Origin of the sequence: Streptomyces sp. NPDC053474 (assembly GCF_044544845.1) — a bacterium.
Classification (GTDB): domain Bacteria; phylum Actinomycetota; class Actinomycetes; order Streptomycetales; family Streptomycetaceae; genus Streptomyces.
This window is the reverse complement of the sequence record NZ_JBITXV010000020.1, coordinates 40,700-55,699: the sequence shown is the minus strand read 5'-3', so window position 1 is coordinate 55,699 and position 15,000 is coordinate 40,700. Positions and strand designations below refer to the sequence as shown.

General features: G+C 75.5%; 13 protein-coding genes. 4 read left to right on the top strand and 9 right to left on the bottom strand.

Features of this window, described 5'->3' with window-relative positions; translation table 11 throughout:
- Positions 1 to 6 precede the first annotated feature (6 nt).
- Both dnaK and ACIG3E_RS35340 read right to left on the bottom strand, forming a co-directional pair.
- Positions 7 to 1,899, bottom strand: coding sequence for a molecular chaperone DnaK (dnaK, locus tag ACIG3E_RS35345; RefSeq protein WP_399624119.1), 1,893 nt, complete (start codon positions 1,897 to 1,899; stop codon positions 7 to 9).
- Positions 1,900 to 2,078: 179 nt separating this feature from the next.
- Positions 2,079 to 2,504 (bottom strand): OsmC family peroxiredoxin, encoded by a 426-nt coding sequence (locus tag ACIG3E_RS35340; protein ID WP_399624117.1) that lies wholly within the window; start codon positions 2,502 to 2,504, stop codon positions 2,079 to 2,081.
- Positions 2,505 to 3,155: 651 nt separating this feature from the next.
- On the opposite strand from ACIG3E_RS35340, the gene ACIG3E_RS35335 reads away from it, so the two are divergent.
- Complete coding sequence (locus tag ACIG3E_RS35335) at positions 3,156 to 4,787, top strand: DUF6345 domain-containing protein (protein ID WP_399624115.1); 1,632 nt, start codon at positions 3,156 to 3,158, stop codon at positions 4,785 to 4,787.
- Positions 4,788 to 4,806: 19 nt separating this feature from the next.
- On the opposite strand, the gene ACIG3E_RS35330 is transcribed toward ACIG3E_RS35335, so the two are convergent.
- The 3 genes from ACIG3E_RS35330 to ACIG3E_RS35320 form a co-directional block, all read right to left on the bottom strand.
- Positions 4,807 to 6,210 (bottom strand): amino acid permease, encoded by a 1,404-nt coding sequence (locus ACIG3E_RS35330; protein ID WP_399624113.1) that lies wholly within the window; start codon positions 6,208 to 6,210, stop codon positions 4,807 to 4,809.
- A gap of 84 nt (positions 6,211 to 6,294) precedes the next feature.
- On the bottom strand, positions 6,295 to 8,493 hold the full coding sequence (locus ACIG3E_RS35325) for a phage holin family protein (protein WP_399624111.1): 2,199 nt from the start codon (positions 8,491 to 8,493) through the stop codon (positions 6,295 to 6,297).
- An 87-nt stretch (positions 8,494 to 8,580) separates the two neighbouring features.
- The gene (locus ACIG3E_RS35320) at positions 8,581 to 9,009 is read right to left on the bottom strand and encodes a hypothetical protein (RefSeq protein WP_172382678.1); all 429 of its coding nucleotides are present in this window, start codon (positions 9,007 to 9,009) and stop codon (positions 8,581 to 8,583) included.
- Positions 9,010 to 9,091: 82 nt separating this feature from the next.
- Between ACIG3E_RS35320 and ACIG3E_RS35315 the strand changes: the two genes are divergently transcribed.
- On the top strand, positions 9,092 to 9,871 hold the full coding sequence (locus tag ACIG3E_RS35315) for an MBL fold metallo-hydrolase (protein WP_399624108.1): 780 nt from the start codon (positions 9,092 to 9,094) through the stop codon (positions 9,869 to 9,871).
- The gene (locus ACIG3E_RS35310) at positions 9,871 to 10,503 is read left to right on the top strand and encodes a DedA family protein (RefSeq protein WP_399624107.1); all 633 of its coding nucleotides are present in this window, start codon (positions 9,871 to 9,873) and stop codon (positions 10,501 to 10,503) included. Before ACIG3E_RS35315 ends, ACIG3E_RS35310 begins: the two co-directional genes overlap by 1 nt.
- 7 nt (positions 10,504 to 10,510) lie before the next feature.
- On the opposite strand, the gene ACIG3E_RS35305 is transcribed toward ACIG3E_RS35310, so the two are convergent.
- Positions 10,511 to 11,497: an MBL fold metallo-hydrolase gene (locus ACIG3E_RS35305; protein ID WP_399624291.1), complete on the bottom strand. Its 987-nt coding sequence runs from the start codon at positions 11,495 to 11,497 to the stop codon at positions 10,511 to 10,513.
- 199 nt (positions 11,498 to 11,696) lie between these two features.
- Between ACIG3E_RS35305 and ACIG3E_RS35300 the strand changes: the two genes are divergently transcribed.
- Positions 11,697 to 12,239, top strand: a complete 543-nt coding sequence (locus ACIG3E_RS35300) for a hypothetical protein (protein ID WP_399624105.1) — start codon at positions 11,697 to 11,699, stop codon at positions 12,237 to 12,239.
- Here the strand turns inward: ACIG3E_RS35300 and ACIG3E_RS35295 are convergent.
- From ACIG3E_RS35295 to ACIG3E_RS35285, 3 genes are all read right to left on the bottom strand, one after another.
- The gene (locus tag ACIG3E_RS35295; RefSeq protein ID WP_399624103.1) at positions 12,181 to 13,428 is read right to left on the bottom strand and encodes an aminotransferase class I/II-fold pyridoxal phosphate-dependent enzyme; all 1,248 of its coding nucleotides are present in this window, start codon (positions 13,426 to 13,428) and stop codon (positions 12,181 to 12,183) included. The two genes, ACIG3E_RS35300 and ACIG3E_RS35295, sit on opposite strands and share 59 nt — an antisense overlap.
- 129 nt (positions 13,429 to 13,557) lie before the next feature.
- Complete coding sequence (locus ACIG3E_RS35290; RefSeq protein WP_399624101.1) at positions 13,558 to 14,154, bottom strand: hypothetical protein; 597 nt, start codon at positions 14,152 to 14,154, stop codon at positions 13,558 to 13,560.
- An 84-nt stretch (positions 14,155 to 14,238) separates the two neighbouring features.
- On the bottom strand, positions 14,239 to 14,955 hold the full coding sequence (locus tag ACIG3E_RS35285) for an ANTAR domain-containing response regulator (RefSeq protein WP_399624099.1): 717 nt from the start codon (positions 14,953 to 14,955) through the stop codon (positions 14,239 to 14,241).
- Between the last annotated feature and the right edge of the window lie 45 nt (positions 14,956 to 15,000).

The window sequence follows — 15,000 nt, the reverse complement described above, 5'->3', positions numbered from 1 at the left end:
GCCCGCTCAGGAGGCGCCAGGACCGCCCTTCGTCCCGCTGTCGCCGCCCTTCCCGGCCTCCTCGTCGTCGACGATCTCCGCCTCGACCACGCCCTCGTCGGCGGGGTCCCGGGCGCCCGAGTCCTGGGGCGCCGCCGTGCTCCCGGCGGCGCCCGCGGCCGCGTACATGGCCTGCCCCATCCGCTGGCTGACCGCGGCGAGCTTCTCGGCACCCGCGCGGACGGCGTGGGTGTCGCCGCCGTCGAGGGTGCTCTTCAACTCGGCGGCGGCCGCCTCCACTTCGGCCTTGGTGTCGGCGGGGATCCGCTCGCCGTTCTCGCTCAGGAACCGCTCGGTCTGGTAGACGAGCTGCTCGGCCTGGTTGCGGGTCTCGGCGGCCTCGCGCCGCTTGCGGTCCTCCTCGGCGTACTGCTCGGCCTCGCGGACCATCCGGTCGATGTCGTCCTTGGGCAGCGCGGAGCCGCCCGTGACCGTCATGCGCTGCTCGCGCCCGGTGGCCTCGTCCTTCGCCGAGACGTGCATGATCCCGTCGGCGTCGATGTCGAAGGTGACCTCGATCTTGGGCACCCCGCGCGGCGCGGGCGGAAGTCCGGTCAGGTCGAAGACGCCGAGCTTCTTGTTGTACGCGGCGATCTCGCGCTCCCCCTGGAAGACCTGGATGCCGACCGAGGGCTGGTTGTCCTCGGCGGTGGAGAAGGTCTCCGAACGGCGCGTGGGGATGGTCGTGTTGCGCTCGATGAGCTTGGTCATGATGCCGCCCTTGGTCTCGATGCCGAGCGACAGCGGGGTCACGTCGAGCAGCAGGACGTCCTTGACGTCACCGCGGATCACGCCCGCCTGGAGCGCCGCGCCGAGGGCGACGACCTCGTCGGGATTGACGCCCTTGTGCGGGTCCTTGCCGGTCAGCTCCTTGACCAGGTCCGTGACCGCGGGCATGCGGGTGGAGCCGCCCACGAGGATGACGTGGTCGATCGCGGAGAGCTGGACGCCCGCGTCCTTGACCGCTTGGTGGAAGGGGCCCTTGCAGCGGTCGAGCAGATCCGCGGTGAGCTCCTGCAGCTGGACCCGGGTGAGCTTCTCGACGAGGTGCAGCGGCCCGTCCGCGGAGGCCGTGATGTAGGGCAGGTTGATGTCGGTCTCACCGGCCGAGGAGAGCTCGATCTTCGCCTTCTCCGCGCCCTCGCGCAGGCGTTGCAGCGCCATCTTGTCCCGGGCGAGGTCGATGCCGTACGCGTTCTTGAACTGCCTGACGAGGTGTTCGACGATGCGCTGGTCCCAGTCGTCGCCGCCGAGCCGCGTGTCGCCGTTGGTGGCCTTGACCTCGATGACGCCCTCGCCCATCTCCAGGAGCGACACGTCGAAGGTGCCGCCGCCGAGGTCGAAGACCAGGACGGTCTGGTCGTCGCCCTTGTCGAGGCCGTAGGCGAGCGCGGCCGCCGTCGGCTCGTTGACGATCCGCAGGACGTTGAGGCCCGCGATCCCGCCCGCCTCCTTGGTGGCCTGGCGCTGGGCGTCGTCGAAGTACGCGGGCACGGTGACCACGGCGTCGGTGACGTCCTCGCCGAGGTAGGCCTCGGCGTCCCGCTTGAGCTTCTGCAGCACGCGCGCGGACAGCTCCTGCGCGGTGTACCGGTGGCCGTCCACCGCGCCGCTCTCCGGGAAGCCCCAGGCCGGGTCGCCCATGTGGCGCTTGACGGAGCGCGCGGTGCGCTCCACGTTCGTCACCGCCTGGCGCTTGGCGACCTCCCCGACGAGCACGTCGCCGCTCTTGGCGAAGGCGACGACCGAGGGGGTGGTGCGGGCGCCCTCCGCGTTCGCGATGACGGTGGGCTCGCCGCCCTCCAGGACGGCGACCACGGAGTTGGTCGTGCCGAGATCGATGCCGACCGCACGTGCCATGTCCAACAACCCCTTCCGACGCGGTGACACTCCGCCCTCCAGCACAAAACTTGAGCGGGCTCTTGTCAATGCCGCGTACGGGGCCGTGCCCGGGAGGGCCCGGCGGGGGCTTCGGACACGACGAAGCCGCCGCCCCGGCGCGCGGGGTCGGCGGCTTCAACCGCGGTGCGGGCGGCGGGTCAGGCCAGCTTCGCCGACAGCGTGATGGTCGTGCCCGTGAGCGCCTGGCTGACCGGGCAGTTGGCCTTGGCGTTCTCGGCGGCGGCGGTGAAGGCCGCCTCGTCGAGGCCCGGCACCTCGCCCTCGACGGTGAGGTGGATGCCGGTGATGCCGGTGCCCGGCTGGAAGGTCACGTCGGCGGACGTGAAGAGCTTGGTGGGCGGGGTGCCCGCACCGGTCAGGCCGTGGGACAGCGCCATCGAGAAGCAGCTGGAGTGCGCGGCGGCGATGAGCTCCTCGGGGCTCGTCTTGCCGTTCGCCTCCTCGGCGCGGGACGGCCAGGACACGGCCTGCTGCCCGATGCCCGAGGAGTCGAAGGTCACCGTGCCGGAGCCCTCGGTCAGGCTGCCTTCCCAGACCGTGTGTGCGGAGCGCGTGGTAGCCACGATGCCAAATCCCTTCGGTGGAGTTCCGTGGCCTCCATCCGATCACACTCCGGAGGAAATCGCGGCGTACGGGGTCGGTACGGAGCCGTAAGAAGGATCACCCGGGAGGGGCCCGGCGGGCGCACACCACCGGCGCGCACCGAGCCTGACGCATCAACTGATCACCTACGTACCAAAGTTGCACTCGATGGGGGGAAAGTAAGCCCTCACCGAAACGAGCACGGAAGCCGCCCGGGAAGTCGACGCGGAAGCCGTCACACGAGAGCGGGCGCGGCCACCGTCGCGACAGCGGCGGCCGCGGGGCCCGCCGCGCACCGGCTCACCCTCGTCACCGGTGGCACGGCCGAGGGGTTCTCGACGCCTGCCTCGGCCGGTAGACGGCAAGTAGACAGCCTCCGTTTTCCGCCAACCGCGCGACCCCCTCACCGTGTTCGAGGGGGCCGCGCTGGTGCGCGGGGCCTGTCCGAAAAGGGCAGCGGCGAATGCCCTGGCCAGCGGGGCTGCAGGGGCGGCGCGGCACCCCCGTGGCGCGTTCCCTATGGCCGGAATGTCACCTGGGCAAGGCCCTCCGGCAGTGACACTTTTAGGCCCCCTCGACCGCGTGCGTCTCAGCCACGCGACGGGGAGAACCCAGGGGGTAAGGCCATGCGCATGATCTACACGGACCGCGGTCCGTCACCTCTCGAACCGGAGAAGCCCGGCGCGGCCGGGGAGCGGGACTCGACGCTCGGCCTGTGGGGGGCGTTCAGCGTCGAGAAGTTCGCCGACGCCTCACCGCTGTACTACACGCACGAGGACGCCCGCGGCTGGCTGGACTTCCTGCAGAGGTCCGCCGACCGCAACTTCTGGTTCGCCGACGCGGGCGTCCAGGTATGGGCGTACGAGGAGGCATTCGACAACTGGCAGGACCGCTACGGCATGGACGCGGTCTGCGCGGTGTACCACTCGGGCCACGGCACCATGGACGGCGACGGCGTCTTCATGGCACCGCTCGGCGCGGCCTGGGAGGGCCGCACCCGCGCGTACTCCAACCGGATGGCGCTCGGCAACGAGAAGGCACGGTATGTCTTCTGGTCCACGTGCTTCTCGCTGCGGGTCCTCGGCGGGCACTCGCCGATCCGCACCTGGGGCGGGCCCAACCTCGGCTTCCGCATGCTCTTCGGCTTCGAGACGACGAGCGTGGACAACCCGGACTACGGCAGCAAGTTCTGGGCGAAGTGGCAGTCCGGGCAGACGTTCGCCGAGGCCTGGCTGAACGCGAGCTGGGACATCTCCGTGCACCAGGCCCCGTCGGTGTGCGCGGTCGGCGCCACGCAGGCCGAGGCCGTGGACCGGCTCAACACCGAACGCTACCTCTACCGGCCCGCCGTGTCGGACGCCTGGTACGCCTGGCGCTGGTACTACGCCCGCGCCGCGCTCGCCGGGGAGCCGGTCGCGCTGCCGCAGGGCGCGCAGACGGTGCAGCTCGCGCCGCGCGAGCCGAGCGTCGAGCTGGCCGCGGCGGGCCGCATGGCCTCCTTCCCGGCCGCCGCTCTCGAAGAGGTGCAGGTCGACCACCAGGGCGTGCTGAGCGCCAGTTCCGGCGACCGCACGGTCTCGACAGGGCCCAAGGCGGTGCGCTGGGCGCGCCTGGCCGAGCCCAACCAGCGCAACACCACGGCGCTGCCCACCGAGCGGGCCGTCGAGCTGGCGCGGGCCTTCGCCGAAGAACACGCCGACGGCGCCGAACTGACCCTCGACGGCGTGCACGACCTGATGCAGAACTCCGGCACGAAGGACGGCTCGGAGATCGGCGCCCCCACCACCCTGGCCACGTACGTCACGTTCCGGCAGACCTTCGACGGAGTGCCGGTCATCACGCCGGACCGCGGCGTCATCCGGGTCGGCCTCGACAACGACGGCACGGTCGTGCGGGCGCAGCTGTCCACGCGGCAGGCCACGGGCGCCCGGCGAGAGCCGAGCAGCCAGGTCGCGCCGCCCGCGGCCGAGGGCGCGCGGGGCGCCGGGGCCCCGCCGCTCGCGGACCCGGACGAGGCGCTCGCCGCGGCGCGGCAGCGCCTCCTCGCCGAGCTCGCCGTGCGGGGCGCGGAGGACGGCGCCGACTACCCCGCGGCCCTGGCGTCGGAGCGGCAGCCCGAGGTCAGGGACGTGCCGGGCACGCGCCAGGTCGGCTACGAGATCGAGGGCAACGAGGCGTACCCCGCCGCCCGCAAGCTCATCGAGATCGGCCCCGAGGACGGCTTCAGGACCCGGCGCTGGGTGACGGCTCCGCTGGCGCGGTGACGCGTCGGGGCAGGACCCGCTAGGAGGGAGAGGGGAGGGCGGCCCGCTTCTTGCGGGCCGCCATCCACGCGTACACGGGGACGCCCGCGAAGAGGAACAGGACGCCCTGGTAGACGGCCGTGTACCCGGCGCCCGCGACCAGCCACATCGAGAAGCCGAACGCGGCCGAGGCGAGCACGGCGTCGCGCACCAGGCGCCCGGGGCGCACCCGCTCGCGCTGCCCCGAGGCCAGGAAGTAGAGCTGCGCGGCGGTGGCGAGGAGATAGGGCACGGTGGCCGTGAACGTCGTGACGAGCACGAGGACCTCGAAGACCCCGGAAGGCCCCGCCGTGTAGTTGTAGACGGTCAGGAGCGAGGCGAGGACCACGGTCACGAGGACGCCGACGGTGGGCACGCCGCGCCGCTTGGTGGCGAAGGCGCTCGGGAACAGGCCGTCCTTCGCGGCGGCGTACGGCGTCTGGGCGCTCAGGAGCGTCCAGCCGTTGAGCGCGCCGACCATGGACACGAGCGCGGCGACCGCGACGGCGGTGCCGCCCCAGGAGCCGCCGAACATCGCGTTCACGGCGTCGGTGAACGGCGCGGTGGAGCCGACGAGCTTGTCGTGCGCGACGGTGCCGAAGACGGCGAGGGTGCCGAGCAGATAGACGAGGGCGGCGCCGAGCGTGCCGAGGACGGTGGCGCGGCCGACGTTGCGCCGCGGGTCGCGCACCTCGCCCGCGCTGACGGCGGCGGACTCCACGCCCAGGTAGGAGAAGAGCAGGATGGCGGCGGAGGCGGAGACCGCGCCGAGCGCGCCGTCGTCGCTCGCGCGAAACGGCCCGAGGTTCGCCGGGTCGAAGAAGAAGAGCCCGCCGAAGGCGACGAGGAGCAGCGGCAGGAACTTGAGCACGGTGGCGACGAGCTGCACGGCGCCGACGTACCGGGTCCCGGCGAGGTTGGCGAGCGCGGGCAGCAGCTGAAGGCCGAGCGCGGCCAGGCAGGCGGTCCACTTGTGGTCGGCCACGGGCATCAGGACGTCGAGGTAGCCGACGGCGGCGACGGCGAGCGCCGCGTTCGACACCCAGGTGGTGATCCAGTACGACCAGGCCGCGAGGAAGCCCGCGAAGTCGCCGAACGCCTCTCGCGCGTAGACGTAGGGGCCGCCGGTGCGCGGGTCCCGTGCGGCGAGGCGGCCGAAGACCAGGGCGAGCGCGATGGCCCCGGCGGTCAGGACGGCGAAGGCGACGAGGCTGATCGTGCCGAAGGGCGCGACGGAGGCCGGGAGCAGGAAGATGCCGCCGCCGATGATGTTGCCCATGACCAGGCAGATGGCGGTGGGGAGTCCGAAGCGGCGCGCGTGCTTGCCGTCGTCGTGCGGCGCGGCGCTCGCCGCGTCCTGCTGCGGGGCCGGAGCCGACGGCGGTGCGGTTCCGGTGTCGTGCATGGGGTGGTGCGCCTCTCGTCGTGCCTGCCGCCCGGGATCACCGGGCGCGGGCCCATGGTCGGGCACCGGGGGCACGCCGCAAAATCACTGCGTTTTGTCCTGTACGACGTGGTCGGCGGCGGGAAATGCTGTCGGGGCCACCGGGTCCGGAAGGCGATCATCCGCAGGTGTGACGCGGGGCACTTCCGGCCCGTGCGCCTCGCGCAGCCAGCGCCGCAGGACCCGGTGCACGGCCTCCGCGCCGACGAGTTCGACGCCCTCGGCCACGGGCGGCGACAGCACCAGCGGGGACAGCAGGAACGGCCGGGACTGGGCGCCGCCGAGCCCGCCGTGCGAGCCGATCTGCTCCTCGAACGCGAGGACTTCGCCGTCCAGCGGGTCGTACGCGGAGTTGACCATGATGTCGGCGGTGTGCGGGAAGCCGTCGGTGCGCCGCACGGCGTCGGCGGCGCCGGGCCCGAAGTCGGCGAGCGGCCCGAGGGCGCCGGGCCCGGCGTCGGCGGGCAGCTCGTCCAGATACACCTCGGCGCCGCGCGCGCCCAGGACGAGGGGCCCGCGGTCCTCGCTGCGCACCAGCAGGAAGCCGATGCCGGGGTGGTTGGCGAGCGTCGGCAGGAGCGCCGGGTGGCGCCGGTCGATCTCCTCGCGCGTCATGCGGTGGGGCACGTCGGGGAAGGAGACGAGCCCCAGGTTCCCCGAGGCGAGCACGATGGGCTCGGCGAGGCGGCGCGGCCGGTGCTCGCCGGTGCCCTCCTCGACGGGCCTGCGCAGGGCGGCACGGACGGCCGAGCGGGCCTCGGCACCGGGTGGGGCATCTCCTGCTCGAGCGCAGCCGAGAGCTTGGGGAAGGGTGCGGCGCGCCCGGCGTGGCACGGGCAGGCCGCAGCCCGCGCGCACCAGGTCGCCGAGGGTGAGGCCGTAGCGGGCGCGGAAGGTCTCGCCGGGGCTCTGGCCGTGGTCGGAGAGGAGCACGATGCGGTACGGCCGGGGCGCGTGCTCGGCGACCTGGGCGAGCAGCGCGAGGGACCGGTCGAGGCGCCTGAGGACCCGCTCGGCGTCGCCGCTCGTGGGCCCGGAGTGGTGCGCGACCTCGTCGTACGCCACGAGGTCGGCGTACACGGCGGCCCGCCCGGCGAGCATGTCCCCGAGGACGGCGGCGACCACGACGTCGCGCTCCACGACGGTGGCGAAGGCGCGGATGAAGGGGTACAGGCCGCCGCGGCTCACTCGCGGGCGGCGTCGGCGGATCCGGGCGCGGGTCGACTCGCCGATCTCGCGGCCGACCTCGGCGACGAAGGACAGGGCGGTGCGGACGGCGTTCGCCGGGTCGGAGAAGTACGCGAAGTACCCGGCCCGGGAGCGGTTCTCGCGGCCGCGCCGCGCGGCCATGGAGAGGACGAGCGCGAGCTGCTCGGCGCCGCCGCTGAAGAGGTTGCCGCGGCTGGCCCCGTCGTAGGAGAGCAGTCCGCCGTCGCCGGTGCGGACGACGGCGCGCCGCTGGAGCTCCGCGGCGGACGCGGGCCGGTTGGACACCATGACCTCGCCGGTGTCCTTCTCGTACCAGCGGAAGGCGGGCACGTCGTGGTTGCTGCCGTGCAGGATGCCGAGCTGGCTCGCGCCGGTCTGGCTGGACCAGTCGGTGCGCCACGGCGTGAGCCGGTGCGTGGCGCGCGCGGCGGGCCCCTCGTCGGCGCCGAGCCAGCGGGCGATCGTGGGCGTCACGCCCTTGCGGGCCGCGCGGCACAGGACGTCGTGGCCGACGCCGTCGAGCTGGAGGAAGACCGTGCCCGGGGTGCTGGTGCGGTGCGGGTCCGCGGCCCGGCGGCGTCTTCGGTCCGCGAGGCGGTACAGGCGCCGCCGGTAGGCGTCGTCGTCGCGGACGGCGAGCGCGCCGCCCGTCGCGGACGCCACCGCCGACATCACGGCCGCGACGACCACGGCGGTCTCGGCGTTCGCGTCGCCGCGGCCGTCGGGGATGAGCCGCAGCGCGAGCAGCAGCAGCGACCCGTTGAGGAAGAAGGTGAGCAGGCCGATGACCAGGGCGGGGACGAGCAGCAGGGCCCGGACGAGCAGCGGCCACACCAGGGCGGAGAGCAGCCCGAAGGCGCCCGCGCCGAGGGCCGCCGTCACGGCGATGCGGGTGGCGCTGTCGCCGTCGTCGGACTGGAGCTTGAAGTCCGGCAGGATGCCCGCGAGGACCAGCATCGTGAGCGTGCTCACCGCCCAGACGACGATCACCCGCCCGAGGCCGCGCCCCACCGTCCGCCACCGACCACCACGCACCGCGCTCCGCCTGCCTCACGTCCTGACCTTGCCCTCAGCCTGTCACAGGGCGGGGTCCCGCAGGCGGCAGGGCGCCCGGGGCGGGGCTCAGCAGCCGTCGTAGCCCGCCGTCGGCATGGAGAGGCGGCGGTGCACGCGGGCCTTCATGTGGGAGTCGTAGCAGGGCTCCTCGAAGCCCGCGGTCTCGATGCGGACGCCGCGCCGCGCGCACTCGGCGGTGAACTCGTCGGCGGACCGCAGCGCCCGCTCGAGGACCCGGCGGCACGGGACCACGAACAGGTCGACCAGGCCCGCGTCCACGTCGTTCCAGAAGACGGCGTGGTCGGCGCGCAGGCCGTGCACGACGAGCTCCCGGGTCACCACATAGCCGTGGGCGGCGGCCCAGCGCGCGCACATCGCGTGCTGGCTGCGGGAGTCGACGAGGAACGGGTCGCTGTCCAGCTCCTCCAGAGGCGTCAGGCTGGCGATGGCGGCGACCCGCACCGCGCGGGCCGGCCCCCCGCAGGTGTTTCCCATGGCATGCCCCTCACCTCTGGCGTCAGCCGACGACACTACTCCTGGCCGTAGGCTCGGAGACAGTCACACGAAGGAGGAACGGGTGCGGCCGGACGTCACGGTCACTTGGTGGGGCCATGCCACCTGCACGGTCGAGGATTCCGGGACGCGGGTCCTGACCGATCCTCTCTTCGTGCGCAGGCTCGCGCACTTGCGCCGCCGCCGGGGAGCCCTCCCGCCGCCCGCGGCGGCGGTGGCCGACGTCGTGCTGCTCTCCCATCTGCACGCCGACCATCTGCACGTGCCCTCCCTGGCCCGGCTCGCGCCCGGCACCCGCGCCCTTGTCCCGCGCGGCGCGGCCCGCTCCGTACCGGGCCTGCGCAGGCTGTCCCACCTCCGGTTCACGGAGGTCGCCCCCGGTGACGAGGTACCGGTCGGCGACGTCGTCGTACGCGTCGTACCCGCCCTGCACGACGGCCGCCGCCTGCCGGTGGGCCCGCACCGCTCCCCCGCCCTCGGGTACGTCGTCCAGGGCGCGGCCCGTACGTACTTCGCCGGGGACACCGGCCTGTTCGACGCGATGGCCGACGAGGTCGGCGCCGTCGACGTGGCGCTCCTGCCGGTCGGCGGCTGGGGTCCCTACCTGGGCCACGGCCATCTCGACCCGGCCCGCGCCGCCGAGGCCCTGGCCCGGATCGCGCCGCGCAGCGCGGTGCCGGTGCACTACGGCACGTACTGGCCGATCGGCATGGACGCGGTGCGGCCGCACGAGTTCCACACGCCGGGCGACGAGTTCGTGCGGCAGGCCGCGCGCCGGGCGCCGGACGTGGCGGTGCACCGCCTCGCGCACGGCGAGAGCGTCCGCCCCGAGGCCGCCCGATGATGCTGGCCGCCGCAGCCCAGGTGTCGCCGGACTCCACCCAGCAGGCGGTCGGCTATCCGTCGCTCTTCCTGCTGGTGGTGGTCGGCGCGCTGGTGCCGGTGGTGCCGACGGGGGCGCTGGTCAGCTCGGCCGCGGTGGTCGCCTTCCACCAGACCGACACCTCGCCCTTCGCGCTGCTCGTCGTCTTCGGCGTGGCCTCGCTCGCGGCGTTCACCGGTGACATCGCCCTGTACTGGCTCGGGCAGCGCGGCATGCGCTCGAAGAACGGGTCGCGCTGGCTGGAGGCGATCCGCGACCGCGCGCCCGAGGAGCGCCTCGCCCGCGCCCAGGACAAGCTCCAGGACCACGGCGTCCTGGTCCTCGTCCTGTCCCGGCTCGTGCCCGCGGGCCGCCTTCCGGTCATGCTGGCCTGCCTCCTGGCCCGGATGCCGCTGCGCCGGTTCGCCCGCGGCAACCTCCCCGCGTGCCTCGCCTGGGCTGTCACCTACCAGCTCATCGGCATCCTCGGCGGCTCCCTCTTCAAGGAGCCCTGGCAGGGCGTCGCCCTGGCGGTGGGCCTCACCGTCGTCATCAGCGCGGCCCCGGCGGTCTGGCGCCGCCTGCGCCGGAGTGCCAGCCCGTCCGGCGCGTGAGGAGGGCTCAGCCGGGGTCCAGCACCCGGGAGCCGCCCACCGGCAGGTCCCAGAGGTCGCGCGCGGGCAGCCCCGCCGCCGCCCAGGCGCGCCGCACCCGCTCCACGGGTTCGAGGACGGGCTCGGCCGAGAGCAGGAACGTGCCCCAGTGCATGGGGGCCATCCGCCGGGCCCCCACGTCACGCGCGGCCCGCACGGCCTCCTCCGGGTCGCAGTGCACGTCCCGCAGCCACCACCGCGGCTCGTACGCCCCGATGGGCAGCAGCGCGAGGTCGATCCCGGGGTAGCGCTCCGCGATGCGCGCGAACCAGTGTCCGTAGCCGGTGTCCCCGGCGAAGTACACGCGCTGTCCCGCGCCGTCGGTGAGCACCCACCCGCCCCACAGGCTCCGGCAGGTGTCCCGCAGGCCGCGCTTGGACCAGTGGTGCGCGGGCACGAAGCCGAGGCGGACGCCGTCGAGTTCGGCGCTCTCCCACCAGTCGAGCTCGGTGACGCGCGTGAAGCGGCGCCGCGCGAACCACCGCCCGAGCCCCGCGGGGACGAACAGCGGGGTGTCGCGCGGCAGCCGCTTGAGGGTGGGCGCGTCCAGGTGGTCGTAGTGGTTGTGGCTGATGACGACGGCGTCGACGCGCGGCAGGGCACTCCAGGCCACGCCGACGGGGGTGACCCGGGCGGGGGTGCCGAGGATCCGCCGGGACCAGACGGGGTCGGTCAGGACGGTGAGGCCGCCGATCCTGACGACCCAGCTGGCGTGGCCCGCCCAGGTCACCGCGACGGTACGGGCGTCGACGCGGGGCAGCGGCCCCGGGGCGAAGGGCAGCCGGGGGATGTCGGCGAGGCCCGCGGGGGCGGGCCGCAGCGCGCCCTCCCGGGCGAACCGGGCGAAGGCGCGCAGGCCGGGCAGCGGCGCGGTGAGCCGGTCCGCGAAGGACTTGGGCCACAGGCGCGGCGAGCCGGGCACGGACACCGGGGCGAGCGGGCGGCGGGCGGTCACGGTGCCGCGCGTGCCCGGGGCGCCGGGGCCGGTCCGCGCACGCCCGGCCTCGGCGAGGTCGCACAGGCGGGCCGGGGCGGATCCGGGCGGGGGTGCGTCCGCCGCGCGGGCTGAGGCGGGCGCGGGCGGGGGTGCGTCCGCCGCGCGGGCGGTGCCGAGCCGGGAGCCGGACGCACCCACCGCCCCCGGCCCGCCCGACGTGCCCGCCCCACCCGGTGAGCCCGACCCGCCCGGCGAGCTCGGCCCGCCCGGCGTGCCCGGCCCGCCCGGTGAGCCCGCACCACCCAGCGTGCCCGCACCACCCGACGAGCCCGCACCGCCCGGGGAGCTCGCGCCGCCCAGCGTGCCCGCACCGCCCGGCGAGCCCGACCCGCCCAACGAGCTCGGCCCGCCCGACGTGCCCGCACCACCCAGCGAGCTCGGCCCGCCCGACGTGCCCGCACCACCCAGCGAGCCCGACCCGCCCAACGAGCTCGGCCCGCCCGACGTGCCCGCACCACCCAGCGAGCTCGGCCCGCCCGACGTGCCCGGCCCGCCCGACGAGACCGCACCACCCAGCGAGCCCGCACCACCCGACGTGCCCGCACCACCCGACGAGCCCGGCCCCTCCGGTCCGGTCGCCGTGTCCGCCGGGCCCGGCCGTCGTGCTCGCCGCGTGCCCTGGGGCTGCTGCTGTGTCTGCGTCACCGAGGAGGCTCCCGTCGCTGTGGTGCTTCGCGGAGCTCGTCGAAGGCCGCGGTGATCCTGGCCAACTCCCGCTCCACGTACGGCGATTCCAGTGGCTCTGGGGCGCTGAGCGCACGGCCGCGCCCCTCGGGGTCCGGCCCCAGGAGCGGCCCGGTGGACAGGCGTACGCGCAGCGCGTCGATGTCGTCGCCGAAGCGGTGGCCGCCGGGTGCGGGCAGGCCGAGCCGCTCCTGGAGGTGGTCCTCCAGCTCCTGCGCGTCCGTGACGCCGCGGGCGGCGAGCGCGGCGCGCAGCGGGCCGAGGTCGGCGTACACGTGCCGCCCCGCGGCGGGCGGCCGGGCGAGCGCGCCCGCGCCGACGACGGTCTCGCGCAGGGCGGCGGCGAGGCGCGCGTGCAGGCGGTTCGCGGCGGCGAGGCGCGCGGTGACCTCGGCGGGCTCGCCGAGCGCGTACGTCGCCGCGGCGGCGACCGGCGCAGCCGGGGTCGCGCCCAGGGCCGTCAGGACGTCGAGGGCGCGGGCGCGCAGCGCGGCGCCCGCGCCGTCCGCGGGGAAGCGGGCGACGGCGGCGGGCAGCGCGGGCGGCAGGAAGGCCCCGGCGAGGTCGCTGACGACGGTGACCCGGCCGGGGGCCATCGCGGCGGGGCCGACCAGGACGGTGTCGCGCGGGTGGTGCGGGGTGTCGCGCCACGTCTCGTCGCTCACGATGTGCAGGCCCTCGCCCGCCGCGGCCTCGACGGCCTCGTGGACGGCGTCGGGCGGCGGCACGGTCGCGGTGGGGTCGTCGGCGACGGAGAGCACGAGCAGCCGCGGCGCGCCGCCCTCGGCGCGGACGCGGCGGACGGTCTCCAGGAGGGCGTACGCGTCGGGGACGCCGCCGCACTCGGCCGGTGTCGGCACGTGGTAGACGGAGCGGCCGAGGAGCCGCACCTGGGGCTCCCACCAGGCGGCGCACGGCCGGGGCAACAGGACGTCGCCGCCGAGGGCCGCGGCGACGGCGAGCAGCAGGGGCCCGGCGCCGGGCGCGGCGGCCACGTGCTCGGGGCCGGTCGGCAGGCCGCGGCGCTCCCAGTAGCCGCTCGCCGCCGCGCGCAGGGCCGGGTCGCCGCCGGGCGGGGGCGCGTGGCTGTGGGCCGCCGCGGCCGCGACGACGGCGGCGAGCTCCGGCAGGACCGGCAGGCCCGGTTCCGGCAGGGGCGGGCCCCACCGGACGCGGCCGTGCCCCGCGTGGTCCGTCCGCCGCATGGGCACCTCCGTGCGCTCGCCTGGCCACCCGGGTGACCGTCCGCGTGCCGTCGGGTCTGTGCGTACCCACGGCGGCGCCGCTCCATCGTCGGGTGGGTGGTGGTCCGTCAGGTTTACTCCGTACGGGGGTCAGCGCGCGGCGGCGCGGTCGCGGCGCAGGCGGTGGACGGCGGCGGCGCACGCGCCCGCCACCAGGACGCCTCCGGCGGCGAGGGCCGCGGGTGAGTCGGTGAAGGCGCCGCCCCCGCCCGCGTGGACGCCGTGCGGCGCGGCGGGAGCGGGCGCGGTGGGCGAGGGGCCCGGTGCGGCCCGGGTGACGGTGAAGGTGGCCTGCCACGGCCCGTCGTCGGGGCACACGCCCTCCACGGACCACTCCGACGCCGGGCCCGCGGCCTCCGGGCCGCCGTCCTCGGAGCCGACCGCGGGGGCGATGCGGGCGGTGCCCTGGTAGCCGACGGCGCCGGGGCTCTGGTTCTGGTGGTCGGGTACGCGCTGGAGCGTGGCGCTGCCCTGCTCGAAGGCCCGGGAGGCGGCGTCGATCGTCTGCGGGGGCGCGGCGGCGGTGGCCGGGCAGGCGACGGAGACGGTGACCTGCTCGCCGGGCGCGGCGCGGGCCGGGGTGACCTCGGCGGCCGTGCCGCCCTCCGCGTGGGCGGGCGGCACGACGGCGAGGAGGGAGTACAGGGCCAGCGGGAGGGCGAGGGTCAGGGGGACGGAAGTGCGCATGGACTCATTCGAGCCGCTGACCGCGCTCCGCGCTCGTCCTCCCGCGCCGGACGGGCTAACCCCCGATGCGCCGGGAAGGTGTCGTCAGCTCGCGCGGGTCTCGCGCGCCAGGGAGCTCAGTTCCCGTTCCAGGCCGCGGCCGCGGGAGTCCACGAGGGCGGCCGACACCTCGGAGAGCTTGCGGTTCGTGGTCTGGGAGATGCGCCGCAGCAGGGCGAAGGCCTGGTCCGCGTCGCAGCTCAGGACGTGCATGATGATGCCGCGTGCCTGGTCGACGACGGGCCGGGTGCGCAGCGCCTCGCCCAGGTGGTCCAGCTCGGTGAGGGCCGCGCGGTAGTGGCGGTCGCGGACGAGGCCGGCCGTCGCGAGGTCGCCGAGCGCCTGCGCGGGGCCGCAGCTCACGTCGTCGAGGCTGCGGGGCCGGAAGCTGAACAGGGTGAGGGTGAGGGTGAGGCCGGGGCGCCGGAACGGCAGCGTCACGCTGGCGCGGACGCCGGAGTCCAGCGCGAGGGCACGGTATTCGGGCCAGCGCTCGTCGCGCAGCAGGTCGGCCGCGTCCACCGGCGCGCCGCGCTCCTGCGCGGCCGGGATGGGCCCCTCTCCGGAGCGCAGCTGGACGGAGACGAGCCCGGCGAGGTCGGGGTGGGTGACGGCGGTGGGCAGCTCGTCGCCTCCGTCGGTGACCGTGGTACCGGCGCCGCAGCACGCGGCGGTGCACCGGACGGCCTGTTCGGCGAGTTCGGACAGCCTGCGCTGGGGCAGGGCGGATTCCGGTCCTTCCGGTCCGATCGGCATCGGCATGGCGCTCTCCTCCTTGCTTCCCACCTGTGCGGCTTCCCCCGGAAG

Excerpts from the sequence above, each read along its gene's own strand:
- dnaK (WP_399624119.1), bottom strand. The coding sequence starts at position 1,899 with ATGGCACGTGCGGTCGGCATCGATCTCGGCACGACCAACTCCGTGGTC.
- ACIG3E_RS35335 (WP_399624115.1), top strand. The coding sequence starts at position 3,156 with ATGATCTACACGGACCGCGGTCCGTCACCTCTCGAACCGGAGAAGCCC.
- ACIG3E_RS35330 (WP_399624113.1), bottom strand. The coding sequence starts at position 6,210 with ATGCACGACACCGGAACCGCACCGCCGTCGGCTCCGGCCCCGCAGCAG.
- ACIG3E_RS35320 (WP_172382678.1), bottom strand. The coding sequence starts at position 9,009 with ATGGGAAACACCTGCGGGGGGCCGGCCCGCGCGGTGCGGGTCGCCGCC.
- ACIG3E_RS35310 (WP_399624107.1), top strand. The coding sequence starts at position 9,871 with ATGCTGGCCGCCGCAGCCCAGGTGTCGCCGGACTCCACCCAGCAGGCG.
- ACIG3E_RS35295 (WP_399624103.1), bottom strand. The coding sequence starts at position 13,428 with ATGCGGCGGACGGACCACGCGGGGCACGGCCGCGTCCGGTGGGGCCCG.
- ACIG3E_RS35290 (WP_399624101.1), bottom strand. The coding sequence starts at position 14,154 with ATGCGCACTTCCGTCCCCCTGACCCTCGCCCTCCCGCTGGCCCTGTAC.
- ACIG3E_RS35285 (WP_399624099.1), bottom strand. The coding sequence starts at position 14,955 with ATGCCGATGCCGATCGGACCGGAAGGACCGGAATCCGCCCTGCCCCAG.